Genomic DNA, 24,953 nt, shown 5'->3' with positions numbered 1-24,953 from the left:
GCGATCCGGCAGGACCGGCACCGGTGCACATCGGGTTGTCCGGCTGGCGCTACCCGCACTGGTGGCGCGGCGCGTTCTACCCGCCCGGTCTGCCGCAGCGGAGTGAACTGGCGTACGCCGCCGCCAGTTTCGACGCGCTGGAGGTGAACGGGTCGTTCTATTCGCTGCAGCGGCCGAGCAGCTGGTCGAGCTGGTCGCAGGTGCGGTGGGACGACCGGGATCCCGCCGATCCCGCGGCCGGCACCCGCTTCGCCGTCAAGGGTGGTCGGTTCATCACCCATCTCAAGCAGCTGCGGGACGTGGCCCAGCCGCTGGCCAACTTCTTCGCCTCCGGGATGCTGTTGCTGGGCGACCGGCTCGGCCCGTTCCTCTGGCAACTGCCGCCGCGGATGCGGTACGACCCGGACCGCATCGCCGCGTTCTTCGACCTGCTGCCCGACGACACCGCCGCGGCCACCGAGCTGGCCGCCCGCGCCGACGGAGCCACCATCGATCGGGTCGGACACTGGTGGGACCTGCTGGACCCGGGCACCGAACTCCCGGTGCGGCCGCTGCGGCACGTGATCGAGGTGCGGCACGACAGTTTCGCCGCGCCGGAGTTCGCGGCCCAGTGCCGCGATCGGAACATCGCGCTGGTGGTGGCCGACACCGCCCGACGGTTCGTCTGGGTCGACGAGGTGACCGCCGATGTCGTCTACGTGCGGCTGCACGGCGACCAGGAGCTGTACGCCAGCCGCTACTCCGACGAAGGCCTGGATTGGTGGGCGCACCGGGTGCACGACTGGCGGCGCATCCCCGGGGTGCGAGCGGTGTACGTCTTCTTCGACAACGACGGCTCGGCCAACGCGCCGCGGGACGCGCGCCGGCTGGCCGAGCGGGTCGGGGTGGCCCGCCCGGTGCCCGAGTTCAGCCGACCGCCCGGATCGCCGCGGACCAGTCCTCGACGCTGACGCCCTCGGGCCGGCCGACCACCACCCGGTCGACGAGACCGCGGTACCGCCGGACCACCTGGGCCGGCACGTCGGCCGGATCGTCGGTGACGACGGCGAACTCGGCCAGCACGTCGTCGGTGATGAGCTCGCCCATCGCCGTCCACTTGCCCGGATCCCGGCTCACCGACAGGGCGTGCAGCTGATCGGCCAACTCGCCCCAGCCGTGCCCGGCCAGCACGTCCCGGTAGGCGGGGGTGCTGCCGTAGAACGCGATCTGCTGGGACACCTTGCTGCGCGCGGACTCCCGCTGCTCGGCGGTCGCCCCGGTGACGACGAAGACGGGGGCCACCATCTGGAACGGCGGCCGGCTGTCCGCGATGCCGTCGGCCTCCGCCTCCGCGCGGCCGCCCTGCACGGCCGGGGTGATCACCTCGGCCAGGTACTTCGGCGTGCAGAACGCGTGCACGACGACCCCGTCGGCCACCCGGCCCGCGGTGCGGCACATGAGCGGACCCACCGCGGCCAGGTGGATGGGGGAGTTGCCGGCCGCGGCCGGCGGTGGCGAGAAGGCCGGTGTCATGAGGGTGTGCGTGTAGAACTCGCCCCGGAACGCCAGCCGGTCGCCGGTGTCCCAGGTCTGCCAGATGGCCCGCAGGGCGCGGATGAACTCCTCCATCCGGGCGGCCGGCTTGGACCACGGCATGGAGAAGCGCTTGGTCACGTGCGCGGCGACCTGGGTGCCCAGGCCCAGCACGAACCGGCCGCCGGAGAGGTCCTGCAGGTGCCGGGTGGACAGCGCCACCGTCATCGGGTTCCGGGCGAACGCCACCGCCACCTGGGTGGCCACCGTGGCCTGGTGGGCGGCGGTCAGGGCGAGTGCCGCGTTGATGAACGGATCGCGGGTGAGCTCGGCGATGTGCAGCCCGCCGTAGCCCTGCTGCTCGAGACGGGTCGCGGTGCCGGCGATGTCCGGATCGGTCTCGGCGATGCCGCTGTCGAAGGCGATCCCGGAGCCGGCCGCCGTGGTCCCGGTCGGCGCGGCGTCGGACGGTGCCGGGGTGGTGGTCATGCCGAACGCTCCTCGAGCTCGTCGATGCGGCCCTCGGCGGCGAGGTGCACCAAATGACATTCCGTCTCGCGCAACGCCATCCGCCGATTCATCGGGTTGAGGCCGTCCCAGCCGCGGGACCAGGAGATCTCCGCCGCGACGTCCCACAGCCGCGACCCGACCCGGCTGATCGCGTCCAGGATCTCCGCCGAACGCTCGTCGTGGGCGTCGATGAGCGCCTGGCAGCGCGCGGCCAGGCCGGAGAACCGGTACTCGTGGGCCGGTCCGACCTCGACGTCGGCCAGCGGTCCGGTGGCCAGCTCGGCGCACCGGCGCAGCGAGGCGTAGTGGTCGGCCAGCGGGTCACCGGCGTGCTCGGCGCCGAAGTCGATGCTGGCGGTGATGCGCGGCAGGATGTGGTCGCCGGTCAGGATCAACGACACCTCGGGCAGCAGCAGGGTGATGGAGCCGGCGGTGTGCCCGGGGGTGTGCAGCACCTGCATGGGGCCGGCCGCGGTGTCCAGCTCGTCCCCGTCGACCAGGTCGCGGAACGGCGGGCCGGGCAGCCGGAACCCGGCCGGACCCTGCCGCATCTCCATGGCCCGCCGGGCGTCGGCCGGCACGCCGCTGCGCACGAGCCACTGTTCCTCCCGCTCGGCGGCGGCGCGGGCGTCCTCCGGATCGAGGCCCTGGGTGCGCCGGTGCCATGGGCCCAGGACGCGCTGGTCCGCCGGGTGCAGCCCCACCCAGGCGTCGCTGACGTCCCGCAGGCGTTCGACCATGGCCAGGTGGTCGGGATGGAAGTGGGTGATCACGATGCCGGAGACCTGCTCGGGCGTCCGGCCGGCCCGGGCGAGCGTCTCGACCAGCAGCGCCCAGCCCTCGTCGCTGTCCCAGCCGGGATCCACCACCAGGGCGCCGTCCGCGGCGGTCACCACGTAGCAGAACGTGTACCGGATGGGGCTGCCGGCCCAGGGCACGGGGACCGACCACACGGTGTCCCGGAGCTGCTCGATGCCGGGCTGCTCGCGCCGTTGCCAGGCGTCGTACTGGGCCTGCCCGGTGATCCGGAACTCCGGTCGGGTCGGGTCGGGTTCGGGCGTCGTCGCGTTCACCACCCCGGCAGCATGACACGTCGACGGACTCTTCGGACGGTTGCCGTCCGAAACAGATGGCGCGATGTCGCCGGACCCCGCAGACGCCGATGGCGGCGACTCCCCGCAGGGAGCCGCCGCCATCAACGGTCGAGCCGGTCGGTCAGAGGATGACCAGACCGCTGGTGCTGGTGCTGGCCGCGGTGAAGCGGGCCTGCGCGTCGGCCCAGTTGACGACGTTCCACCAGGCGGCGACGTAGTCGGGCTTGACGTTCTTGTACTGCAGGTAGAAGGCGTGCTCCCACATGTCCAGCACCACGATCGGGATCTGCGCGGCCGGCAGGTTGCCCTGCTGGTCGTACAGCTGGAACAGGTTGAGCCGCTGGCCCAGGGTGTCCCAGGCCAGGATCGACCAGCCGGAGCCCTGGATGCTGCCCGCCACCGCGGTGAACTGGGCCTTGAAGGCGTCGAACGAGCCGAAGGCGTCGTCGATCGCGGCGGCCAGCTCGCCGGTCGGCTTGTCGCCGCCGTCCGGGGACAGGTTCGGCCAGAAGATCGAATGGTTGACGTGGCCGCCCAGGTTGAACGCCAGCGTCTTCTCCAGGCCCATCACCGAGCCGAAGGAGTTCTTCTCGCGGGCCTCGGCCAGCTGGTCGAGGGTGTCGTTGGCGCCCTTGACGTAGGTGGCGTGGTGCTTGCTGTGGTGCAGCTCCATGATCTGGCCCGAGATGAACGGCTCGAGTGCGCCGTAGTCGTAGGGCAGATCGGGAAGTGTGTACTGGGCCATGCCGTCTCCTTCTCACGAACACGTGCGGACGTGGTCATCGATCGCCGTCATCAGTCGCTCTCAGCAACCTCGGCGCTGCCGTTCCTCCAGCGGCGCGACACGGCTGATCGGACCCGTGATCGACCCTATACCCGGGCCCCGGACGCCCCTCGGCTGACCGTCGGGCGGCCGGTCACCCCCAGGACGGCAGCCAGGTCTCCAGCCGCAACCGCTCCTGGGTGATCGGCTCGCCGTTCAGGATCGGCCACAGCCAGATGAAGTTGGCCACCACCAGACCGACGTACAGGGCCACCAGGGCGATGGTCAGCCAGCGGCGCTCGGCGCCCTGCGGGCGCAGGCCGGTGGTGTCCTGCGCCGGGTCGCCGGCGCTGCCGGCCCCGATGGGGACCGGACGTCTGGCGCGGCCCAGGATGTCGCCCAGCACGAGGGTGATGCCGATGACCAGGAACGGGGCCAGCGGGGTGGCGTAGAAGAAGTACATCTGCCGGTCCAGGTTGGTGAACCACGGCAGGTACCCGGCGCCGTAGCCGACCAGGACGGCGGCGTACCGCCAGTCCAGCCGGGCGACCACCCGCCACATCGCCCAGGCCAGCACGAACAGCGAGACCCACCACAAGGCTGGGGTTCCCACCAGCAGGATGCGCTTGACGCAGTCGGTCGGCCCGTCGCCGCAGCCCTGTCCGGTCGCGGGGGAGTAGTAGAGCACCGGGCGCAGGCTCAGCGGCCAGGCCCACGGCTTGGACTCCCACGGGTGCCGGTTGGCCGGGTCCTCCGGGGTGAGCAGGTGGGAGTGGAAGTCGAGCATCTTCCACGTCCACTGCCACAGCGCGTTGTCCCAGACCGAACTGAGGTCGTACAGCAGGCCGTTCTTCCAGTCCGATCGGAACCGCTCGCTGGCGACCAGGACGTGCCGCGGCCACGCCACCTCGGCGGTCAGCCAGGCCCACCAGGTGCCCACGTAGACCAGCAGGGGCACGACGGCCAGCGACCACAACGACGGCAGCAGGTCGCGGCGCACCACCGCGCCGAGCGGGCGGCGGATGCCGGCGTCGCGACGCGCGCCGATGTCCCAGAGCACCACCATGACGCCGAACCCGGCGATCCAGTAGACGCCGGACCATTTCACGGCCAGCGCCAGACCGAGCAGCACGCCGGCCGAGAAGCGCCACCACCGCGCGCCGAGCACGGCACCGACACGCTGCGCCAGGACCGCCCGGCGGCCGTCCGGGGGGCCGAGGAAGCCGTGCGGGTCCGCCATCAGCCGGGCCCGGACCTGGTCGCGGTCAGCGATCAGGCAGGCGAACGCGGCCAGCACGAACACCGTCTGCAGGATGTCCAGCAGAGCCGAACGCGACTGCACGTGACTGACGCCGTCGCAGATGAGCAGCACGCCGGCGATGCCGCCGAGCAGGGTGGACCGGGTCATCCGGCGCACCACCCGCACGATCAGGAAGACGCACAGCACCCCGGCCACGGCCGGGACCAGCCGCCACCCGGTCGGGGTGTACCCGGCGATCCACTCGCCGATCGCCAGCAACTGCTTGCCCAGTGGCGGGTGCACGACCACCCCGTAGGCCTGGTCGTCCTCGACGCCCGCGTTGCGGAGCATCTCGGCCGCCTGCAGCGCGTAGTACTTCTCGTCGAACAGCGGGGTGCCGCCGTCGGTGCGGTAGCCCAACTGCCAGAACCGCACCACGGCGGCGACGAGCGTGAGCACCAGCGTGACGATCCAGCCGCGCAGGGCGTCCGTCGGTGGGTCGACCAGCACCGGAGCCAGCCGTCGGCCGGAGGTCACCGGCGGCACGACGGGTGGCACCGCGCCGATCGGGACGACCCCGCCGGGCTGGTCGTCGAACGTCGGGATGGCGTCGGTGCCAGTGCCAGTGCCACTGCCAGAGCGATCGGCGGCCGGATCGGGTCGGGTCGGCCCGCGCCAGCGCAGCGGGCCGTTCCCGGGGGCGTCGTCGCCGGCCCGGCCGCGATCGTCGGCCGGACGTCCCACGGCCGGGGCGTCGAGCCCGTCGACGCTGGAGTCGACGGGCGTGGACGGCATGCGCCCGATCGTAGGGTGGCCGACGTGAGCACCGTGTCGTCCGCCCGCGCCGAGTCCCGGGCCGCGTCCCCGGCGGGACCGTCGTCACCGTCGGCCGGACCGGATCGGACCGGCCGGCTGGTGCTGGCGGGCACCCCGCTGGGCCGGCCCGCGGACGCCTCGTCCGCGCTGTGCGAACTGCTGGCCGAGGCCGACGTGGTCGCCGCGGAGGACACCCGTCGGCTGCACCGGCTGGCCGACGACCTGGGCGTGACGGTGCGCGGCGCGGTGGTCTCGTACTACGAGTCGGTGGAACAGGCGCGGATCCCCCGGCTGCTGGACCGGATCCGGCAGGGCGACACCGTCGCGGTGGTCACCGACGCCGGCATGCCGTCGGTCTCCGACCCCGGGTACCGGTTGGTCGCCGCCGCGGCCGAGGCCGGCCTGCCGATCACCACCGTGCCCGGGCCGAGCGCCGTCATCACCGCCCTGGCCCTGTCCGGGCTGCCGTCCGACCGGTTCTGCTTCGAGGGGTTCCTGCCGCGCAAGGCCGGCGACCGGGGCCGCGCCCTGGCCGCCCTGGCCGACGAGCCGCGGACGATGGTGTTCTTCGAGTCGGTGCACCGGCTGGCCGAGTCGCTCGCGGCCATGGTCGAGGCGTTCGGGGCCGACCGGCCCGCCGCCCTGTGCCGGGAGTTGACCAAGACCTACGAGGAGGTCCGCCGCGGCACGCTCGGTGAGCTGGCCGCCGGCGCCGCCACCGCCCGCGGCGAGATCACCCTGGTGGTCGCCGGCGCGCCCGCCGTTCTCCGTGAGGTGGACGACGCCACTCTCCGGGCGGCCGTGGACGCGCTGGTCGACGCCGGGTCCAGTCGCCGCGACGCGGTCGACCGGATCGCCGCCCAGCACGGCCTGCCCCGCCGGAAGGTCTACGCCGCCGCCACCGCGCCGGGCTGACCCGCCGTCCCCCGCTGTCCCACCTCAGTCCCGACAGGAGCAACCCCATGACCGACACCGCTGACGCCGGCCTCAAGGCCCGGCTGCGCGCCGACCTGACCGCGTCGATGAAGGCCCGGGACACCACGGCCACCGCCACGCTGCGGATGGCGCTGGCCGCGGTCACCACCGCCGAGGTGGCCGGGGACACGGCCAAGGAGCTCACCGACGACGAGGTGATCGCGGTGCTCGGCCGCGAGGTGCGCAAACGGCGGGAGGCGGCCGAGGCGTTCGACGGCGCCGGCCGGACCGAGCTGGCCGACCGCGAGCGGGCCGAGTCCGAGGTGCTCGGCCGCTACCTGCCGCAGCCGCTGTCCGAGCAGGAACTGGTCGAGCTCGTCCGGTCCGCGCGGGGCGAGCTGGAGGCCGACGGCACGCCGGTGACCATGAAGCAGATGGGGCAGCTCATCAAGGCGGTGCAGGCCCGCGCGGCCGGCCGGGTCGACGGTGCCCGGGTCGCCGCTGCGGTGCGGGCCGCGCTGGCCTGATCGGGGCCCACCCAGGTGCGCGGCACCGACCGCCATGCGTCAGGCTGGTCGGCGGCGTCCCGGACCTCGTCGACCCGGCCGGCCCCAACGTCCTGACCATCAGCACCACCCGTCCTCGGCGGCACCACGGGCACCGGTGTCGTCCTGCTTCCCGGAGGCTCCGCATGACCGACACCCAGACCACCGCGCGCGCCGAGATCGGCGTGACCGGGTTGGCCGTCATGGGCTCCAACCTGGCGCGCAACTTCGCCTCCAAGGGCTTCGTCACCGCGGTGCACAACCGCACCCAGGCCAGGACCGACGCCCTCATCGCCGAGCACGGCGGCGACGGCGACTTCGTCCCCTCGACCAGCGCCGAGGAGTTCGTCGCCTCGCTGGTCAAGCCCCGTCGCATCGTGATCATGGTCAAGGCCGGTGGCCCGACCGACGCCGTGATCGACGAGCTGGCGCCGCTGCTCGAGGACGGCGACATCCTCATCGACGGCGGCAACGCCAAGTTCCAGGACACCCGTCGCCGCGAGGCCGCACTGCGCGAGCAGGGCATCCACTTCGTCGGCTGCGGCATCTCCGGCGGTGAGGAGGGTGCGCTGCTCGGGCCGTCGATCATGCCGGGCGGGTCGAAGGAGTCCTACGACTCCCTCGGCCCGATGCTGGAGAAGATCTCCGCCCACGTCGACGGCGAGCCCTGCTGCACCCACATCGGCACCGACGGTGCCGGCCACTTCGTGAAGATGGTGCACAACGGCATCGAGTACGCCGACATGCAGCTCATCGCCGAGGCCTACGACCTGCTGCGTCGCGGCGCCGGGCTGACCCCGGCCGAGCTGGCCGACGTCTTCGCCGAGTGGAACCGGGGCGACCTGGACTCGTTCCTCATCGAGATCACCGCCGAGGTGCTCAAGCAGGTCGATGCCGAGACCGGCCAGCCGTTCATCGACGTCGTGGTCGACGCGGCCGGCATGAAGGGCACCGGCACCTGGACCGTGCAGAACGCGCTCGACCTGGGCGTGCCGGTCTCCGGCATCGCCGAGGCGGTGTTCGCCCGCGGGCTGTCCTCGCTGGCCGAGCAGCGCGCCGCGTCCAAGGACCTGCCCGGTCCGGCGGCGGCCGGCTCGGTCGACGACCGGGACGCCTTCGTCGAGGACGTCCGGCTGGCGCTCTACGCGTCCAAGATCGTCGCCTACGCCCAGGGCCTGGACGAGATCATCGCCGGCGCGGAGGAGTTCGGCTGGGACATCGACCTGGGGGCGGTGGCCCGGATCTGGCGCGGCGGCTGCATCATCCGCGCCAAGTTCCTGAACCGGATCACCGAGGCGTACGACTCCGCCGCGCAGCAGCCCGCGTCGCTGCTGCTGGCGCCGTACTTCACCGACGCCATCGCCGGCACCCAGGACGCCTGGCGGCGCACGGTCGTCTTCGCCGCCACCAACGGCATCCCCGCCCCCGGGTTCTCCACCGCCCTGGCCTACTACGACGGGCTGCGCAGCGAGCGGCTGCCCGCCGCCCTCATCCAGGGCCAGCGGGACTTCTTCGGCGCGCACACCTACCGCCGGGTGGACCGGGACGGCTCGTTCCACACGCTGTGGTCGGGTGACCGCAGCGAGGTCGCGACTGATTGACACTGCCTGACGCATCGACGGCACCACCCGGCCCGCCCCGCGCGGGCCGGGCCGGTCCTGTTTCCGGGCTCGGTCGGGCGGGTATGGATCACCCCATGAGCGATCCCGACCAGCAGGCCATCACCGATCAGTCCGACGACGTGCGCGACCCGGCGGACGACTCCGACGAGATGAACAGCCCGGCCACCATGGCCGACACCTACCCCGATGCGTTCGACGACAAGATCGCTGCGGCCGAGCAGGCCATCGACGAGCACGACCTCAACGACGACACCCGCACCGTGGCCGGCAACGGCTCGTCCCGGGAGGACGAGGCGAAGGCGATCAACAACTGGCACGACAACCGCTCCACGTCCTGACGCACCTGACCCATCCACCCGGCCGGCTGGGGCCCCTGGCCGCGTCAGACGTCGAAGCAGAGGCAGAACGGGTGCCCGGCCGGGTCGGCGTAGACCGCGAAGTCGTCGCCCGGCCGGGCGTCCTGCAGCACCAGGGCCCCCAGCCGCACCACCTCGGCGTGCGCCGCCGGGAAGTCGTCCACCCACACGTCCAGGTGGATCTGCTGGCGCATGGGCCCGTCCGGCCACTGCGGCGGGACGTGGTCCGGGGCCAGCTGGACCGCGACCACCGTCCGGTCGTCCACCTGCACCCGGTGCCAGTCGTCGTCGGCGTCCACCGTCGCCCCCAGCACGGCGGCCCAGAAGCTGCTCTCGGCGGTCAGGTCGGCCGCGTCGAAGACCACCACCATGTGATCGATCTGCATGGCCGCGAGCATGCCACCGAGCACCGACAGGTGCCTCAGGCCGATCTCCTCAGATCACGCCCTTGGTGATCAGGAAGCAGGAGTACGGCACGGCGTCCAGGGTGTGCACCACCGCGAACGCCTCCCGCGCCGCCTCGTAGAACGCGGACCGCTCGATCGGCGCCGCGGTCATCGCCCGGCCCTCGACGCGGGACAGCTCGGCCTCGAACGCGTCGTGCGACGGTGAGCGGAAGGCCGGGTCGCCGTCGGGCACCATCCGGTGCGCCGCAGGCTCGACGAAGTCGTCCAACGGCAGCAGCTGCATGATGGCGCGGGTCGCGGTGGCCGTGTCCGCACCGAACAGCTCGTGCACCCGCTGGTGCCGGGAGTGCGCCGGGTAGTTGCTGTCCACCACGGCCAGTCGGTCGCCGTGGCCCATCAGGGCCAGCGAGTGCAGCAGGTCCGGGGTCAGCAGGGCCGGGATGAGCTTGAGCATGGCGTCGACTCCGGAACGGGGGACGGGGACGGCGGGCACCTGCACCCTGCCACGCAGCCCGGGCGGTCGGGGCGGGATCGGTACGGACGGCTGCCACGCGCCGACTACCGTGTCGACCATGACTGTGGGTACTGGGGCCGGCGCCGCGCCGGTGTTGACCGCGGTGGCCTGGCCCTACGCCAACGGACCCCGGCACATCGGACACGTCTCCGGGTTCGGCGTCCCGGCCGACGTCTTCTCCCGGTACCAGCGGATGGCCGGCCACGACGTGCTCATGGTCTCCGGGACCGACGAGCACGGCACCCCGATCCTGGTGCAGGCCGACCAGGAGGGCGTCACCGCGCGCGAGCTGGCCGACCGGTACAACCGGGTCATCGTGGACGACCTGGCCGGGCTGGGCCTGTCCTACGACCTGTTCACCCGGACCACCACCCGCAACCACTACGCGGTGGTGCAGGAGCTGTTCCGCACGGTCCACCGCAACGGCTACTTCGTGCCGCAGACGACCATGTCGGCCATCTCGCCGTCCACCGGGCGGACCCTGCCGGACCGCTACATCGAGGGCACCTGCCCGATCTGTGGCTACGACGGTGCCCGCGGCGACCAGTGCGACAACTGTGGCAACCAGCTCGATCCGGTGGACCTGATCGACCCGCGGTCCCGGATCAACGGCGAGACCCCGAAGTTCGTCGAGTCCGAGCACCTGTTCCTGGACCTGCCCGCGCTGGCCGGCGCGCTGGGGGAGTGGCTGCGCAGCCGCACCGACTGGCGGCCCAACGTGCTGAAGTTCTCGCTGAACCTGCTCGACGACCTGCGCCCGCGGGCGATGACCCGCGACATCGACTGGGGCATCCCGGTGCCGCTGGACGGCTGGCGCGACCGGCCGGACAAGAAGCTGTACGTCTGGTTCGACGCGGTCATCGGCTACCTGTCGGCCAGCATCGAGTGGGCCCGCCGGTTCGGCACGGATGCCGATGCCTGGCAACGGTTCTGGAGCGCCGACGGCGCCGGCCAGCAGGCTGCCCAGTACTACTTCATGGGCAAGGACAACATCACCTTCCACTCCCAGATCTGGCCGGCCGAGCTGCTGGCCTACGACGGGCGGGGCGACAAGGGCGGCAGCCCGGGAGCTCTCGGCGCGCTGCAGCTGCCCACCGAGGTGGTCTCCAGCGAGTTCCTGACCATGAGCGGGTCGAAGTTCTCCACCTCCCGCCGGACGGTGATCTACGTCCGCGACTTCCTGGCCGGCTTCGGCCCGGACGCGCTGCGCTACTTCATCGCCGCGGCCGGCCCGGAGAACCAGGACGCCGACTTCACCTGGGACGAGTTCGTGCGGCGCACCAACTCCGAGCTGGCGAACGAGTGGGGCAACCTGGTCAACCGCTCGATCAGCATGGCGCACAAGAACTTCGGTGTGGTGCCGACGCCGGGCACGCTGGGTGAGGCCGAGGTGGCCCTGTTGGCCACCGCCGAGCAGGGCTTCACCGTGGTCGGGGACCTGTTGCAGCGCAGCCGCTTCCGGGCCGCCATCGGTGAGGCGATGCGGGTGGCCTCGGCGGCCAACAAGTACCTGTCGGACGCCGAGCCGTGGAAGCTCAAGGACGACCCGGAGCGGCAGGGCACCGTGCTGCACACCGCCCTGCAGGTGGTGGACGACGTCAAGGCGCTGCTCACCCCGTTCCTGCCGCACTCCAGCCAGGCCGTGCACGAGGCGCTCGGCGACAGCGGCGTGTGGGCGGCCCAGCCGCGGGTGGTCGAGGTCGAGGACTTCGACGACGACGTCGAGGGCGTCGGGGTGCCGCCGGCCCGGTCCTACCCGGTGCTGACCGGCGACTACGCCGACGAGCAGGCGGTCTGGCAGCGCCGGCCCCTCGAGGTCGGTCGCCCGCTGAGCAAGCCGACCCCGCTGTTCCCCAAGTTGGACACGAAGCTCGGCGAGACGGGTCCGGACTGGGCCCCGATCGCCCCGTGAGCTCGGCCGATCCGGTTCCGAGCGACGGGACCGCGACCTGGGCCGGGCATCCGGCGGTCGCCGGCAAGACCCTGCTGCCGGCTCCGGAGCCGCTGCGCACCGCCACGGTGGACGCGCACACGCACCTGGACGCCTGCGGGTGTGTGGACGCGGCGGATGTCCGGGCGGCGATGGACCGCGCCGCGGCGGTGGGCGTCCGGCAGGTCGTCACGGTCGGGGACGACCTGGCCAGTGCCCGGTGGGCCGTCGAGGCGACGGGCTGGCATCCCGACCTGGTCGCGGCGGTCGGCCTGCACCCGACCCGCGCGGACCAGCTGGACACGGCCACCGAGCGGGCGTTCACCGAGCTGGCCGGGCACGAGCGGGTGGTGGCCATCGGCGAGACCGGGCTGGACCACTACTGGGACGCCGCGCCGCACGAGCAGCAGGAGCGGGCCTTCGCCTGGCACATCGAGCTGGCCAAGCGGGTGGGCAAGCCGCTGATGATCCACGACCGGGACGCGCACGAGGGCGTGCTGCGGGTGCTGGACGCCCACGGCGCACCGGACACGGTGATCTTCCACTGCTTCTCCGGCGACGCTGAGATGGCCCGGTGGTGCATCGACGCCGGTTGGGTGCTCTCGTTCGCCGGACCGGTCAGCTTCCGCAACGCCCGCGAGCTGGCCGAGGCGGCCCGGCTGGTGCCGGACGACCAGCTGATGGCCGAGACCGACGCGCCGTTCCTGACGCCGCATCCGCACCGGGGCCGCCGCAACGAGCCGTTCGCCTTGCCGTGGACGATCCGGGCGCTGGCCGCGCTGCGCGAGCAGGACCCCGAGGGCACCGCGGCGGCCGTGGCCGCGACGGCCCGCCGGGTGTACGGGCTGCCGGCGCCGGTCTGACCAAGTTCGCGGAGCGAAGATCAGACGCGCGGAAGTGTTGTCCCGATCTCACCTCGTTGCCCGGACGTCGGTCCGTCGTTATCGTTCCGTGATACCAACCGGGATGGGTTCCCGGGTGCACGCCAGACCTGTCCACTCGCGTCAGCCCTGACCGTCCGGACGACACCGCTCACCGGTGCCGTCCGAGCTGAGCCGCGCCGTGTCCGTGTCCGGATGTCGAGCTCGGCTCGGGAGGCACCCTGCCCTGCCCGGACCCTGCCAGGTTCGGATGACACTTGACGCAGCACGACAGCACCCCCGAAGCGACTCCTGACGCCACCGCACCGGTCGACGACGCCAGCACCACGATCGTGGCCGCGCAGCCGGCCCACGCCGCGCCCGGCCGTCGCGGGGGGCTGGGCCGCCCGCTGCTGGTCGGGGTGGCCGCCATCGCCGTGGTCGCCGCGGTCAGCACCGGCGTGCTGGTCACCGTGAACAAGACCGTCTCGATCACCGTCGACGGCCAGCAGCAGGAGGTGTCCACCCTCGCCGGGTCGGTCGCCGGAGCGTTGGAGTCCGCGGGGCTGAGCGTCGGCGAGCACGACCGGCTGGCGCCCGCCGCCGGCACCAGCATCTCCGACGGCTCGCAGATCGTGCTGCAGCGCGGCCGCCTGCTCACCCTGACCGTGGACGGTCAGGAACAGCAGCTGTGGACCACCGCCGGCACCGTCGAGCAGGCCATGACCGAGCTCGGCCAGGATCCGGCCGACTTCCAGCTGTCCGCCAATCGTTCGCGCGAGATCCCGCTCGACGGCCTGGCTGTCACCGCCGACACGCTGCACGAGGTCGCGCTGTCCGTGCGTGGCGCGGCCGCGACGCCGGTGGAGTCGACCGCCGACACCGTGGGCGATCTGCTGACCGAGCAGGGCGTGACCCTGGCCGCGGCCGACCGGGTCAGCCCGGCCGCCGACACCCCGGTCACCGACGGCCTGCAGGTCAGTGTCGTGACGCTGCCGACCGTGGCCCTGGCCGTGGGGGCGGATCCGGTGGTCAGTGCGCCCACCGAGGCCGCGACCGTGGGCGACGTGCTCGCCGCCGCCGGGGTCACCCTCGGGCCCGAGGACACGCTGACCCCGGCCGCCGAGACCCCGGTGTCCGAGGGACTGCAGGTGGCCGTGACCCGGATCAGCACCACCGACAGCGTGCAGACCCGCGCGGTCGCCCAGCCGGCCGACCAGACCCAGCAGGACAGCTCGCTGGCTCAGGGCACCACCCAGGTCGTCCAGCAGGGCCGGCCCGGTTCGGTGGACGTCACCGTGCGGGTGGTCACCACCAACGGCGTGCCCGGCGCGCCGCAGGACGTCGCCTCCACCACCACCGTCGAGGCGCTGCCGACCATCACCAAGGTCGGCACCAAGAAGGCCGCCGCCGCGGCGCCGGCTGCCCCGGCGGCGTCCTCCGCGAGCTCGTCGTCCTCCCGCTCGGGCAACACCGGTGCCGCGGCCCCGGCCAGCAGCTCCGGCGTCAACTGGGACGGCATCGCGCGGTGCGAGTCCGGCAACAACTGGTCGATCAACACCGGCAACGGCTACTACGGCGGCCTGCAGTTCGACCAGTCGACCTGGAACTCGGCCGGCGGTCAGCAGTACGCGTCGCGGGCGGACCTGGCCACCCGTGAGCAGCAGATCGCCGTCGCCGAGCGGCTGTACGCGTCCCGCGGGCTCTCGCCGTGGGCGTGCGGTTACGCCGGCTGACGCAACCGCACTGCGGCGGAGGCCGGGTGTCGTCCCTGCGGGGGAGGGACGACACCCGGCCTTCGGTCGTCTCGGGGCCTGGGCCGTCCGATCAGTCGACCGATCACGGCGCTGGTCCCTCCGTGAACGACGCCGCGCTGCGGGCGGCCCAGGCCGCGGCGGCGCGGCCCGGCGAGTACGTCATCGAGCGATCGGCGGGGAGTTCCATCCGCCCGCCGACGGTGATCGCGTCCTGATCGGCGCCCAGGTACAGGAACGTCCGCCCGTCCTGCTCCTCCTGCCGGGTGATCACCGTCCTGATCACGTCGGCCGTGCACTCGCGCGAGGCGTTCTCCATCCCGTCGGTCATGATCCCGACGATCACCGCGCCGGGCCGCTCCGCCTCGGGCGTCGCCGACATCCGTTCACCGGTCTCGGCGACGACCCGACCGATCGCATCGAGCAGCACGGTGCTGCCCCGAGGCACCAGATCCATCGGTGGGACGTCGGCGACATCCCGGGCGGTGTAGACGACGTCGTACCAGTCGTCGAACTGGGCCAACGTGACCCGGCAGGTGCCCGGCTGGGTGCGCTGCCGTTCGATGAACGCGGCGAACCCGCCGACGGTGTCGTCCTTGATCGACTGCATCGAGCCGGAACGGTCGAGCAGCATGGTGATGTCGGTGAGGGTCGGGTCGGTCATCGGGATGCCTTCCGCGGGCAGGATCGAGAACTGGGTGCTCGAACTCGGTCAGCGGGCCGCGAGATCGAGCTGGGACCGATCGGGTTGATGCCACGGGCCTGGGCCCGGCCGATCCGGCGGTGCCGAGCGGGTGGGGCCACGCCCCCCGCAGTGCCGGTCGTCTCACCCGGGTCCGGTGCCCGTGATGGTGGTGAGCATGCGGTCCCAACGGGCCTGCATGTCGGACAACGAGTCCTTGTGGTCGGGCGGCGTGTCCTCCCGGTCGCCCAGCATCCCGAAGACCTGGCCGGGGTTGAACGGCGTGCCGTCGTCGGCCCTCGGGTACGGCTCACCGCCGGTGAGGCTCCACCACACCTCGGCGGCGACGTCGTACATGCCCTGCACGCCGTGCTGGACCAGGGCCACCCCCGGGATGGACAGGTCCGCGGTCGTGGGCGCCACGATGGCCTCGGGTCCCGCGGTCGGTCGCGCTGGATCGGTGGGAACCGGGGCGGGCAGCGGGCCGTCAGGTGCCGTGCCGATGGGGACGTCAGGTCCCGTCGCATTCCCGGGCATGTCCGACGGTGCACCGAAGACGTCGACGCCAGGCTGCAGTTCGCCCGCGGAAGACACCATGCTCGACACCGGCTCCCCGGTCCGCGGATCGAGCACGACCAGACCGTCACTGCCGTCGGGCAGTTCACTGACCACGTAAGCCGGGTTCCCGTCCGCGTCAGCCAGGACGACCGACTCCGGGACGCCGTCGCCGTCGAAGTCGTGGGTGGCCGGGCCGAGATCGACGAGCTCGGTGCCGGTGTGGAAGGTGACCTGCAGCGGCTCGGCCGTCTCGGGCCGGCCCGGTGTGGCCGGCCCGGTCGGCGCCGGACCGTCGTCGGCTGCCGGTGTGGCGAGGAGGTCGTCGAGCTGCAGACCCGCCGGCAGGTCGGCCGGGACCGGCACCCCGTCCACGAGGTCGAACCCGGCCAGGACGGCGCCCTGCTGGTCGGCGATGACCAGGCCGTCGGTCAGGCCGTCCCCCGTCAGGTCGCAGAGCAGGTACAGCTGCCCGTCCGTGCCAGCCAGCAGGGTCGAGTCCGGCCGTCCGTCGCCGTCCATGTCGAGCGTCGGGATACCCAGATCCAGCAGCTGACCGCCAACGTCGAGCAGCAACGGGCCGTTGGGCGCCCAGCCCGCGGCGCCGGGCAGATCAGGGATCGGCCGCTCGACCGGCACGGTGAGCGGCACCAGGTCGTCGTCCGCCGGGCCGGACCATGTCTCGAGGTCGATCGGATCGACACCGGCGGTCCAGGCATCGGTGCCCCCGGTGTCGAGGGTGTCGCCCGGGTCCACGGTGGCGTCTGGGTCGAGCACGGCGGCGCCCTCGAACGGTTCCGGCGGCTGGGTGTCGAAGTCGGTGGTGTGGTCCATGAGGCACTCCCGTTCGGCGGCGGTCCGGTGAGCCGTCCCACTCCATTGAGCGGGACACCCTGACCGTAGGCAGCCCGCGGCGGCCGGACATCCCGGAAAGGTGTCAGTCGCCGGCCGACCCGCCGTCGGTACGAGACACCGTTCCGGTGTTCGCCTCTCGGAGATGTGCCACGACCGCGGCGGTGGTGCTGTGAACGCCGTACCGGGCGCGGGCGGCGGCCAGCATCCGGTTGGCCGTCCGCAGGGACACGTGGCCCTCCCTGGCCGCGTCGGCGATCGTCCGCCCGGCGGCCAACCGGGTCAGCAACGCCGCGGTCCCGGCGTCGATGGGGCGGACGGCGTCGGGCGATCCGGCGGCGGACCGGTCGTGACCGGTCGGTCCCTCGGGCGCGACCGCGATCAGGTCCCGGCTGAACGCCTCGGCGGCGAGCGGGTCGGCCAGGCGCAGCAGCACCAGGACCGCGGCGCCGCGCAGGCCGGCGGTCAGGGCGAGCTCCTGGGTGTCGTCGGAGTCGACCGTGCCGCACCAGGCGAGCCGCCTGGCGCGGAGGTCGAACGGCTCGGCCGGCAGCGCGTCGCCCCGCACGAGCGTCCATCCCGCGGAACCCATCTCGGCCATCCGGGCGCGCCAGGTCGACTCGTCCCTGCAGACGATGGCGAACGGCTCGGTCATCGGGTCGTCACCGCGGAGGCCGCCGCCTCGGTGCGGTTGCGCGCCCCGAGCTTGCGCAGCACGGCGGCGACGTGGTCCTCGACGGTGTCGGTGGTGATCCGCAGTCGGCGGGCGATGGCCACGTTGGACAGGCCGGTGCCCAGCATGCTGAGCACCTGCAGCTCGCGAGGTGAGAGGGCGCTGCGCACGGCATGCCGGTCCGCCTCGGCCGCCGCCACCGGATCGCCCGCGCGGCGGTGGTCCTCGGCTGCGGCGCGCCACCACCGGGCGGCCTGGGCCGGGGTGTCGGCCTCGGCCGCCAGTCGCCAGAGTGCGGCCCGGACCGCGGGATGCGGTGTGCCTCGCGCCGCGGTCACCGCCGTGTCCCGGGCCCGGTCGAGAAGTCCGCCGGTCAGCTGGTGCGCAGCGATCTCCACCGGGTCGGCGAGCAGCTCGGCCAGCCGCCGGTGGATGGCGGCCAGGTCGGCCGGCGCGGCCAACGTCGCGGCCACCCCGTACAACACGGTCGAGCCGTACCGGACGGTGCCGTCCGGGCCGGCGGCCGCGAGCCGGGTGGCCACCAGTTCCGCCGCTCCACCACCCAGCAGCGCCGCGCCGGCCGGGCGGCCGAGGAGGCCGAGCGCCACCGCGGCCGTCCGGGCAGCCGGCGAGCACCGGGTCAACTGCACCGCCATGGCCCGACGCACGCTGGTCGCGCGCGTGCCGGCCAGCGTGACCAGCACCAGCGGGTTGCCTCGGGCCAGGGCCACCAGCGCCCGGACGGATCCGCCGTCCAGTGCGAGGTCGGTGTTCCGGATCAAGGTGGTGGCGTCGCGGTCGGACAAGGGCGTCAGATCCACGACCGTCGTGGCGCCGCCGATCGCGGCGGCCAGCGACGCCCTGCCGTCCACCCCGGGATCCGGCTCGCCCGGCCGGTCGACCGGCGACGGCGGGATCGTGGTCACGCCGAGCACGACCGGAACGTGGTGCGCCATCGCGGCAGCCACCGCCACCGAGTGGTGGTCCGCCGCATCGGCGTCGTCCAGGAGCACCGGCCGGCCGGCGGCGGCGACCGTCCCCAGGCGGACGGCGTCGTCCAGGTCGTGCGGCACCGGGATGCGCAACGCGCGGGCCAGGACCAGACCCGGGCGGTGGATGAGCGGACGGATGCCGGCGGCCCGGCAGACCGCGGTGTCGGTCGGTCGGCCTTGCGCGATCCGCTCGGCCACGGCCGTCAGCACGGACGACAGACCCAGGCCCGGGTCGGCTCGGACCACGATCAGGCCGGGACTGCGGGCGGCCTCGACCACGGCGCCCACCACGTCGTCGCGGCCGACCAGCATGGGCGGAACAGTAGATGACCACACCACTGCTGAGCAGGGCGAATGCGCTGCATCACCAGGATTCCCACGGTCATCGGCGCTCCGGTCGGCGCTGTGGCACGGACGGTGTCGGGCCGGTCGCAGACGGTCTCCGGACGGGGCCGCCGCAGGCCGGTCACCGACCCCCGGCTGGCACGTTCCCGGGATCCCGTCGGGACGGGGCCGCCCTACCGTCGTGGTCGCCGGCCCCGTCGGGGCCCGAGTGGTGGAGGCCACCATGAGCGACCACGACGTCGACACCATCGGTTCGTTCCCGGACAGCCAGCCGGCGGAGACGTCATGGGACCCTGCGCCGGATCTGGGGCCCGAGCCCTCGCCGGAACAGGTGACGCCGGCCGAGATGGACCCGTTCCCGATCCAGCCGGGGCTGCCCGGCTTCGACGACCGCCCGGACGACCTGCCGTTCGACCCGGTGGACCCGGCGTCGGTCGTGGTCGATCCCGCGGCTGACACGGTGTCCGGTGATCCCCTCCAGGACGACGACTACTGGCTCTTCCAGGGCGCCGGTCAGGGAACGTGTGCGCCGACCTCGGTGGCCATGGTGCTGGCCGACGTGCTCGGCGTGCCGGTGGGATCCAACCAGGAGGTGGTGGACCGGGCGCTGGAGCTGGGCCTGATCGAGTACGACCCGGAGCAGTACCAGGAGTTCAACGGCTGGTCGGGGATGGATGACCGGCAGATCATGGCGTTGGCCGAGTCCTACGGCCTGGACGTGCACCTCCGGTACGGCGACATCGATGACCTGGCCGACGCGCTCGACGCCGGTCACGCCGTCATGGCCGCGGTCGACGCCCACGAGATCTGGTCGGTGATCGACGACGATCTCGACCCCGACGACGCCGGGATCGACGAGAACCACGAGCTGGTCGTCACCGGGATCGACCGGACCAACGGGCTGGTCTACCTGAACGACTCCGGCCGGGAGCATGGCGGGACCATCGCCATCCCGCTCGAGCAGTTCGCCGACGCCTGGGCCGACTCGGGCAACTCGATGATCGTCACCGACCTGCCCGAGGACCAGGCCGCCGCGGGTGTCGTCGCCGAACTGTCGGTGCCCGGGGCCGAGCCGGGCACCGCCGATCAGTCGGCCGCGGTCGCGGCGCCCACCGCGATCCCGGCGGCGGTACCTGCTGCGGCCAGTCCGATCCCCGTCGACCTGGACGCGATCAGCGCCGGCGCCGGGCCGATCGAGGGGGTCGACTCGTTCCCGGAGGGCGTCGTCCGGCTCCTCATCCTGCCGTTCACCTTCGTCGTCGACCTGGTCGACCGGCTCACCTGATGACCGGCCCGACCTGCGCACCGGGACACGGCCGGGTCCGGCGGCGGGGGCGACGGGGATGACCGGCCCGGCACCCGGCACCGTCGGGCCGCTCTCGGCGGTCGTCCTGCGGATCTGCGACCAGGCGGAGCGCCGCGGCGTCGCCGAGTTGCGGTCGGCCGTCGCACCCGTCCGGGCCGCGCTCACCGAGCCGCTGCGGGTGGCGGTGCTCGGCAGCGTGAACGCCGGCAAGTCGACGTTGGTGAACGCACTGGTGGGACGCTCGGTGGCCCCGACCCGAGCCACCGAGTGCACCCGGCTGGTGACCGCCTACCGCTACGGCCATCCGGAACTGGTCGAGATCCACCTGCGCTCGCGGGAGATCCGCCGCATCCCGCTCACCCGGGCCGGCACCCTTCCCGACGAGCTCGGCGTCCCCACCGAGGACGTCGACCACCTGGAGGTGATGCTGTCGCAGCAGGTGCTGCGCACGCTCACGCTGGTCGACACACCCGGGCTCGGGTCGCTGAACATCGAGACCAGCGATCGCACGGCCGAGTTCATCGGTGCGTCCGGCGGGGCTGCGGTGGCCGCCACGGTCGACGCGGTCATCGCGGTGTTCTCGGCGGACATCCGCACGGTCGAGACCGACGTGCTGCGCCGGTTCCGGGCGACCTCCGGCGGTGGGCCGGCGCAGTCGCCGGTCAACGCCTTCGGCGTGCTCTCGAAAGCGGACCTGCTGGGCCGGATCCAGGATCCGTGGCCCGAGGCCGAGGAACTGGCCGGCGATTTCAGCCGCCGGTTGTCGGACCAGCTCGCCGGGGTGGCTCCGATCGCCGGGTTGCTGGCCGAGACGGTGGCGGTCGGTGGCTTCACCGAGTCCGACGCTGATGCGGTGGCGGCGCTCTCGACGCTGCCGGCCGCCGAGCGGCGTGCGCTGCTCCGCAGCGGCGAGCATTTCACCGGGCGCCCCGCGCCGGTGTCGGGCCAGGTGCGTGACCGGCTCTGGTGTCGACTCGCCCCGTACGGCCTGTCGGTGGCCTTCGAGGCGGTCGACCGGGGTGCGCACGGTGCGGCGGCGATCACCGCCGCACTCCACCGGGCGTCGCGCGTCGATGCCCTGCACGAGCGGGTGACCGGACAGTTCGCCCGCCGAGCGGATGCGCTGAAGGCGTCCGCGGCGCTCGCCCGGCTGGAGCATCTGGCCTTCGACCGGACCCTGGCCCGTCCGGACCGGTTGTGGTTGGCCGACACCGTCGAGGCGGCCCGGCTGAGCCCCGAGCTGCACCGGCTGATCGAGCTCCAGGCGGTGATCGAGACGACGGCCGGCGAGGTGACCCTGCCCGACCGGCTGACCGAGGCGCTGCTCGCCCTGGCCGAGCGCGACGATCCCGCCGATCGGCTCGGCCTCGCGGCCGGCACGGCGCCGGAGGCGTCGGCCCGGCGCGCCCGAGAGCTTTCCGACGACTTCCGACTGTTCGCGTTCTCGGCAGCGCCTCGGGAGCAGCGGATCGCGTCCGTCGGCCACCGGGCCTGCCAGCTGCTGCTGGACCAGCTCGAGCGGGACCGGTCCGTCGGCAGCACGCTCGGGGCGTCGTCGTGACGGCCCGCCGGTGGGGGATCGTGTTCGCCGCCGTGCTCGTGCTGGTCGCTGCGGCGACCGCGGCCTGGATGGCGGCGCCGCCGGAGTGGTCACCGGCGTGGCTGACGTTCCCCTCGTCGACCTGGGGGGGCCGACCGGCGGTGGCCGCGCTGGTCGTGCTGGTCGCCGCCGCCGTCATGGTCGCAGCGATGAGCGTGGCCCGGCGCTGGACCCGGGCTGGGCGTCGTCCGGCTGAGCGGACCGCCGGACCGCTGACGCCGGCGGCGGCTCCGGACCCGCCGTCCCGGCCGACGTCCGCGCCGGTGGCACCGGACGGGGTCGACCAGCGGCCTCCGGGCCTGCGAGCTGAGGATCCCGACATCCGTCGGCTCATCGAATCGGTGATCGGGGTGCGGGACCTGGTGCCGAGCCAGGCGCTGGCCGAGCGGCTGGGCGCCGGACTGGCCGCAGTGGGCGTGCAGACCGATCACCCCCTCGGCCGCCCGTTCGACCCGGCTCGGCACCAGGCGGTGGAGACCGTGGTCACCGATGACCCCCGGCTGGCCGACACCATCGCCGCGGTCGAGCGGGTCGGCTACTCCCAGGACGGCCGGGAACTGCGGCCGGCCGAAGTCGTCGTGTACCGGGCCGCCCGGTGACCGGGCCGACGACCCGCCGCGGCCGGGTCGTGTCCATGCCCGGCCAGTCGACCGTCCCGACCTTCGACAGTGCCTTCGCCGCGGCGGTGAAGCTGGCCGACCAGATCCGGCCCGATGTGGCGACCGAACTGCGGCAGGTCCCGACCGAGCCGACCGGCGACGTGGCGCCGGTGATCGCGGTGGTGGGGGAGGTCAACCAGGGCAAGTCCTCGCTGATCAACGCGCTGCTGGGGCGTCCGGGCCTGAGCCCGGCCCGGTTCACCGTGCACACCCAGACCCATCTGGTCTTCCGCGCCGGCGAGCGGGACAGCGCGGTGGTGCACCTGGTCGGTCCGGACGGGACGGCCGCCGACCGCACGGTGCCGGCCTCGCTGACCGAGGTGGCGGACTGGGCCGCCCGGGACGACCCGCCGGTGGCCTTCGTGGATGTCACCGTGCGATCGGCCTGGCCCGACGATGTCGTCCTGGTCGACACGCCGGGGGTCGGCGGACTGGACGGTCGGCACGGGACCGTCGCGCTGGCCGCGGCCGAGCGCGCCACCGCGCTGCTGTTCGTCACCGGGGCGGACCGGCCGTTCGGCGCGCCGGAACTCGAGTTCCTCAGCCGCGCCGCGGCTCGGATCGACCTGGTGGTGTTCGTCCTGACCCGGATCGGCCGGGTGGCCGGATGGCAGGAGGTGCTCGAGGCCAACCAGCGGGACCTGGCCCGGGTCGCGCCCCGGTTCGCCGGCGCGACCTGGATCCCGGTGGAGACGACGCTGGCTGAGGAGGCGATCGAGCTGCTGGGCGGCCGGCCCGGTGACCCGCACGTCGACTCGGTCGCGGACGCCGATTCGGCCGAGGCCACCGACCTGTGGGAGGAGTCGGGACTGCGCGAGCTGACCGACCATCTCGAGACGGCGGTCCGGACCCGCGCGGCGGAGTTGGTCGGGCGCAACGCGTTGCGCGCGGCCCGGACGGTTCTGGAGGAACTGCGGCGCAGCGGGCAGGCGTCCCTGGCAACCTTGACCGCCGACCCGGCCCTGGTCGAGCGGCTCGAGCAGGAGCAGGACCGTCTGCGGGCGCTGAAGACGGGCCAGTCCCGCTGGTCCACCGACCTGGAACAGCACCTGGCCCATGTTCGCATCGACCTGCGGGACGAGCTGGGCGTCGCGGTGAACCGGATGCGGACGTCGTGGCGCGACCGGGTGCAGGACCGGAACCGGGCGCCGTCACCGGAGGAGACCGAGCGGTGGGCCGACGAGCTGGCCGACGAGCTGGCCACGCTGGCCGACACGCTGATCGAGGGCGCCCGCCGGCGGTTCGCCGAGGCCGCGAAGGCCCTGTTCGCCGAACTGGCACTCGGCGAGCAACTGCTCGACGACCTGGCCGACCTGGGCGTCCGGGCCGCGGCGACGGCTGGTCCGGACCTGCGACCCGCGCGCCGGCGGATGACCGGGCAGGACGGCGCCGACGCGCTCATGGGCGTGATGATGGGGTCGGGCATCGCCACGGGGGTGGGAACCGGGGTGGCCGCGCTCTTCGGGGCAACCGTCCTCACCGGCGGCGCGGCGCTGGTGGTGGGGTTGCTCGGCGGCGTCGGAGGGTTCGCCTTCCGGAAGTGGGTGCGGCAGGACCGGATGCGCAGCGAGGACCTGCGCGCCGCCATCAACGGGTGGATCACCGAGGGCCAGCAGGTGCTGGGCAACCGGATCGAGCGCGTCACCGTCGACGCCCGCACGACCATCGCCACCGTCTTCCGCAGCACGCTGGAGGAGACGCTGGAGGAGGTGAACCGTCAGGTCGCGCAGAGCAGGGCCGCCGCCGATCTCGATGACAAGAAGGTGAGCGCCGAGCGGAAACAGCTCACCGAGCAACACCGCCGTCTGGACAAGGCCTGTGCCAGCATCGATGAGGTGCTGCAGCAACGATCGACCGGTGACGAGCAGGGCGTGGTCGCCGGCGGAGGCGACCGGTGACGGATCCGGACGCGGGATCCGGGACCTGGCCGCCCGACGACCTCGGCATCGTGCACGAGCCGGACCCGATCGTCGGGACGGACGACCCCGGGATCACGGGGTGGACGGACGGGCCGGCCGTCGATCAGGTCACGCCCGACGTCCTCGGTGCCGAGGTCGAGATCGACCTGCAGCCCGTCCGAGCGTCCATCGAGGACCCGGCCGTCGACGGAGTCCCGACCGACGGGGTCGCCGATCCGGTGCTCGGTGACGGGCGGCCGCTGGCCGAGTTCGACGACCCGACCTGGGCCCCGGTCGAGTCACTGCCCACCCCGGCCGACGAGCCGGCCACCGATCCGGCGACGGTCGAGCCGGGAACCGCGGATCTCGACGTGATGGCCCGCAGCTGGTCCGGTGCCGCGCCCGTGTCGGGACCACCGTTCGATCCGAAGGTCGCGACTCGAGTGCTGCTGGCGGACCTTGCGGCTCGGGCCGCCGACGGCGAGATCCGGGAAGCGGCCGCCATCGCCGTCTGGCTCGTGGCGGGATCGGCTGCAGCCGACCCAGCCTGACC

Annotated in this window: 23 protein-coding genes; 13 read left to right on the top strand and 10 right to left on the bottom strand. The window is 73.3% G+C overall.

Going from position 1 to position 24,953, the window contains the following annotated elements; genetic code table 11:
* Positions 1–23: 23 nt before the first annotated feature.
* Complete coding sequence (locus JL106_RS15420) at positions 24–950, top strand: DUF72 domain-containing protein (protein ID WP_328842531.1); 927 nt, start codon at positions 24–26, stop codon at positions 948–950.
* Here JL106_RS15420 and JL106_RS15415 read toward each other — a convergent pair.
* From JL106_RS15415 to JL106_RS15400, 4 genes are all read right to left on the bottom strand, one after another.
* Positions 907–2,001: a TIGR03617 family F420-dependent LLM class oxidoreductase gene (locus JL106_RS15415; protein WP_205261618.1), complete on the bottom strand. Its 1,095-nt coding sequence runs from the start codon at positions 1,999–2,001 to the stop codon at positions 907–909. The two genes, JL106_RS15420 and JL106_RS15415, sit on opposite strands and share 44 nt — an antisense overlap.
* A complete protein-coding gene (locus JL106_RS15410; protein ID WP_205261617.1) occupies positions 1,998–3,098 on the bottom strand; it encodes an MBL fold metallo-hydrolase in 1,101 nt (366 codons plus the stop codon). Before JL106_RS15410 ends, JL106_RS15415 begins: the two co-directional genes overlap by 4 nt.
* 139 nt (positions 3,099–3,237) lie before the next feature.
* Positions 3,238–3,861 (bottom strand): superoxide dismutase, encoded by a 624-nt coding sequence (locus JL106_RS15405; protein ID WP_205261616.1) that lies wholly within the window; start codon positions 3,859–3,861, stop codon positions 3,238–3,240.
* A 172-nt stretch (positions 3,862–4,033) separates the two neighbouring features.
* Positions 4,034–5,914 (bottom strand): dolichyl-phosphate-mannose--protein mannosyltransferase, encoded by a 1,881-nt coding sequence (locus tag JL106_RS15400; RefSeq protein ID WP_205261615.1) that lies wholly within the window; start codon positions 5,912–5,914, stop codon positions 4,034–4,036.
* Between the two features lie 117 nt (positions 5,915–6,031).
* On the opposite strand from JL106_RS15400, the gene rsmI reads away from it, so the two are divergent.
* From rsmI to JL106_RS15380, 4 genes are all read left to right on the top strand, one after another.
* Entirely contained in the window at positions 6,032–6,850 is an 819-nt protein-coding gene (gene rsmI, locus JL106_RS15395) for a 16S rRNA (cytidine(1402)-2'-O)-methyltransferase (RefSeq protein WP_236007776.1), read from the top strand.
* Between the two features lie 47 nt (positions 6,851–6,897).
* Positions 6,898–7,377 carry a GatB/YqeY domain-containing protein gene (locus JL106_RS15390; protein ID WP_205261614.1) on the top strand — a complete coding sequence of 160 codons (480 nt, stop codon included), beginning with the start codon at positions 6,898–6,900 and terminating at the stop codon, positions 7,375–7,377.
* A 164-nt stretch (positions 7,378–7,541) separates the two neighbouring features.
* Positions 7,542–8,996, top strand: coding sequence for an NADP-dependent phosphogluconate dehydrogenase (gene gndA / locus JL106_RS15385; protein WP_205261613.1), 1,455 nt, complete (start codon positions 7,542–7,544; stop codon positions 8,994–8,996).
* A gap of 95 nt (positions 8,997–9,091) precedes the next feature.
* On the top strand, positions 9,092–9,355 hold the full coding sequence (locus JL106_RS15380) for a hypothetical protein (RefSeq protein ID WP_205261612.1): 264 nt from the start codon (positions 9,092–9,094) through the stop codon (positions 9,353–9,355).
* A 44-nt stretch (positions 9,356–9,399) separates the two neighbouring features.
* Here JL106_RS15380 and JL106_RS15375 read toward each other — a convergent pair whose 3' ends face one another.
* Complete coding sequence (locus JL106_RS15375; protein ID WP_205261611.1) at positions 9,400–9,759, bottom strand: VOC family protein; 360 nt, start codon at positions 9,757–9,759, stop codon at positions 9,400–9,402.
* Between the two features lie 49 nt (positions 9,760–9,808).
* A complete protein-coding gene (locus JL106_RS15370; protein WP_205261610.1) occupies positions 9,809–10,273 on the bottom strand; it encodes an RbsD/FucU family protein in 465 nt (154 codons plus the stop codon).
* A 79-nt stretch (positions 10,274–10,352) separates the two neighbouring features.
* Here JL106_RS15370 and metG point away from each other — a divergent pair, with 79 nt between their 5' ends.
* The 3 genes from metG (at position 10,353) to JL106_RS15355 (ending at position 14,820) form a co-directional block, all read left to right on the top strand.
* A complete protein-coding gene (metG, locus tag JL106_RS15365; RefSeq protein WP_205261609.1) occupies positions 10,353–12,206 on the top strand; it encodes a methionine--tRNA ligase in 1,854 nt (617 codons plus the stop codon).
* Between the two features lie 71 nt (positions 12,207–12,277).
* Positions 12,278–13,087, top strand: a complete 810-nt coding sequence (locus JL106_RS15360; protein WP_205261746.1) for a TatD family hydrolase — start codon at positions 12,278–12,280, stop codon at positions 13,085–13,087.
* Between the two features lie 275 nt (positions 13,088–13,362).
* A complete protein-coding gene (locus JL106_RS15355) occupies positions 13,363–14,820 on the top strand; it encodes a ubiquitin-like domain-containing protein (RefSeq protein WP_205261608.1) in 1,458 nt (485 codons plus the stop codon).
* Positions 14,821–14,923: 103 nt separating this feature from the next.
* Here the strand turns inward: JL106_RS15355 and JL106_RS15350 are convergent, their stop codons facing one another.
* The 4 genes from JL106_RS15350 to JL106_RS15335 all read right to left on the bottom strand — a co-directional run bounded on the left by JL106_RS15350 (position 14,924) and on the right by JL106_RS15335 (position 18,904).
* On the bottom strand, positions 14,924–15,502 hold the full coding sequence (locus tag JL106_RS15350; RefSeq protein ID WP_205261607.1) for a vWA domain-containing protein: 579 nt from the start codon (positions 15,500–15,502) through the stop codon (positions 14,924–14,926).
* 162 nt (positions 15,503–15,664) lie between these two features.
* On the bottom strand, positions 15,665–16,909 hold the full coding sequence (locus JL106_RS15345; RefSeq protein WP_205261606.1) for a hypothetical protein: 1,245 nt from the start codon (positions 16,907–16,909) through the stop codon (positions 15,665–15,667).
* Between the two features lie 103 nt (positions 16,910–17,012).
* Positions 17,013–17,582, bottom strand: a complete 570-nt coding sequence (locus JL106_RS15340; protein ID WP_205261605.1) for a helix-turn-helix domain-containing protein — start codon at positions 17,580–17,582, stop codon at positions 17,013–17,015.
* The gene (locus JL106_RS15335; RefSeq protein WP_205261604.1) at positions 17,579–18,904 is read right to left on the bottom strand and encodes a helix-turn-helix transcriptional regulator; all 1,326 of its coding nucleotides are present in this window, start codon (positions 18,902–18,904) and stop codon (positions 17,579–17,581) included. The genes JL106_RS15340 and JL106_RS15335 overlap by 4 nt, the downstream gene beginning before the upstream one ends.
* A gap of 256 nt (positions 18,905–19,160) precedes the next feature.
* Between JL106_RS15335 and JL106_RS15330 the strand changes: the two genes are divergently transcribed.
* The 5 genes from JL106_RS15330 to JL106_RS15310 are packed head-to-tail and all read left to right on the top strand — an operon-like array spanning position 19,161 to position 24,951.
* On the top strand, positions 19,161–20,222 hold the full coding sequence (locus tag JL106_RS15330; protein ID WP_205261603.1) for a C39 family peptidase: 1,062 nt from the start codon (positions 19,161–19,163) through the stop codon (positions 20,220–20,222).
* Positions 20,223–20,280: 58 nt separating this feature from the next.
* Positions 20,281–21,804 carry a dynamin family protein gene (locus tag JL106_RS15325; protein WP_205261602.1) on the top strand — a complete coding sequence of 508 codons (1,524 nt, stop codon included), beginning with the start codon at positions 20,281–20,283 and terminating at the stop codon, positions 21,802–21,804.
* Positions 21,801–22,442: a nucleotide exchange factor GrpE gene (locus JL106_RS15320; RefSeq protein ID WP_205261601.1), complete on the top strand. Its 642-nt coding sequence runs from the start codon at positions 21,801–21,803 to the stop codon at positions 22,440–22,442. Before JL106_RS15325 ends, JL106_RS15320 begins: the two co-directional genes overlap by 4 nt.
* A gap of 35 nt (positions 22,443–22,477) precedes the next feature.
* On the top strand, positions 22,478–24,400 hold the full coding sequence (locus JL106_RS15315) for a dynamin family protein (protein ID WP_205261600.1): 1,923 nt from the start codon (positions 22,478–22,480) through the stop codon (positions 24,398–24,400).
* Entirely contained in the window at positions 24,397–24,951 is a 555-nt protein-coding gene (locus tag JL106_RS15310; protein WP_205261599.1) for a hypothetical protein, read from the top strand. The genes JL106_RS15315 and JL106_RS15310 overlap by 4 nt, the downstream gene beginning before the upstream one ends.
* Positions 24,952–24,953: the final 2 nt, after the last annotated feature.

Source organism: Nakamurella leprariae, from assembly GCF_016918035.1.
Classification (GTDB): domain Bacteria; phylum Actinomycetota; class Actinomycetes; order Mycobacteriales; family Nakamurellaceae; genus Nakamurella; species Nakamurella leprariae.
The sequence above is the reverse complement of the archived record's forward strand: the minus strand, read 5'-3'. Positions and strand labels throughout refer to the sequence as shown.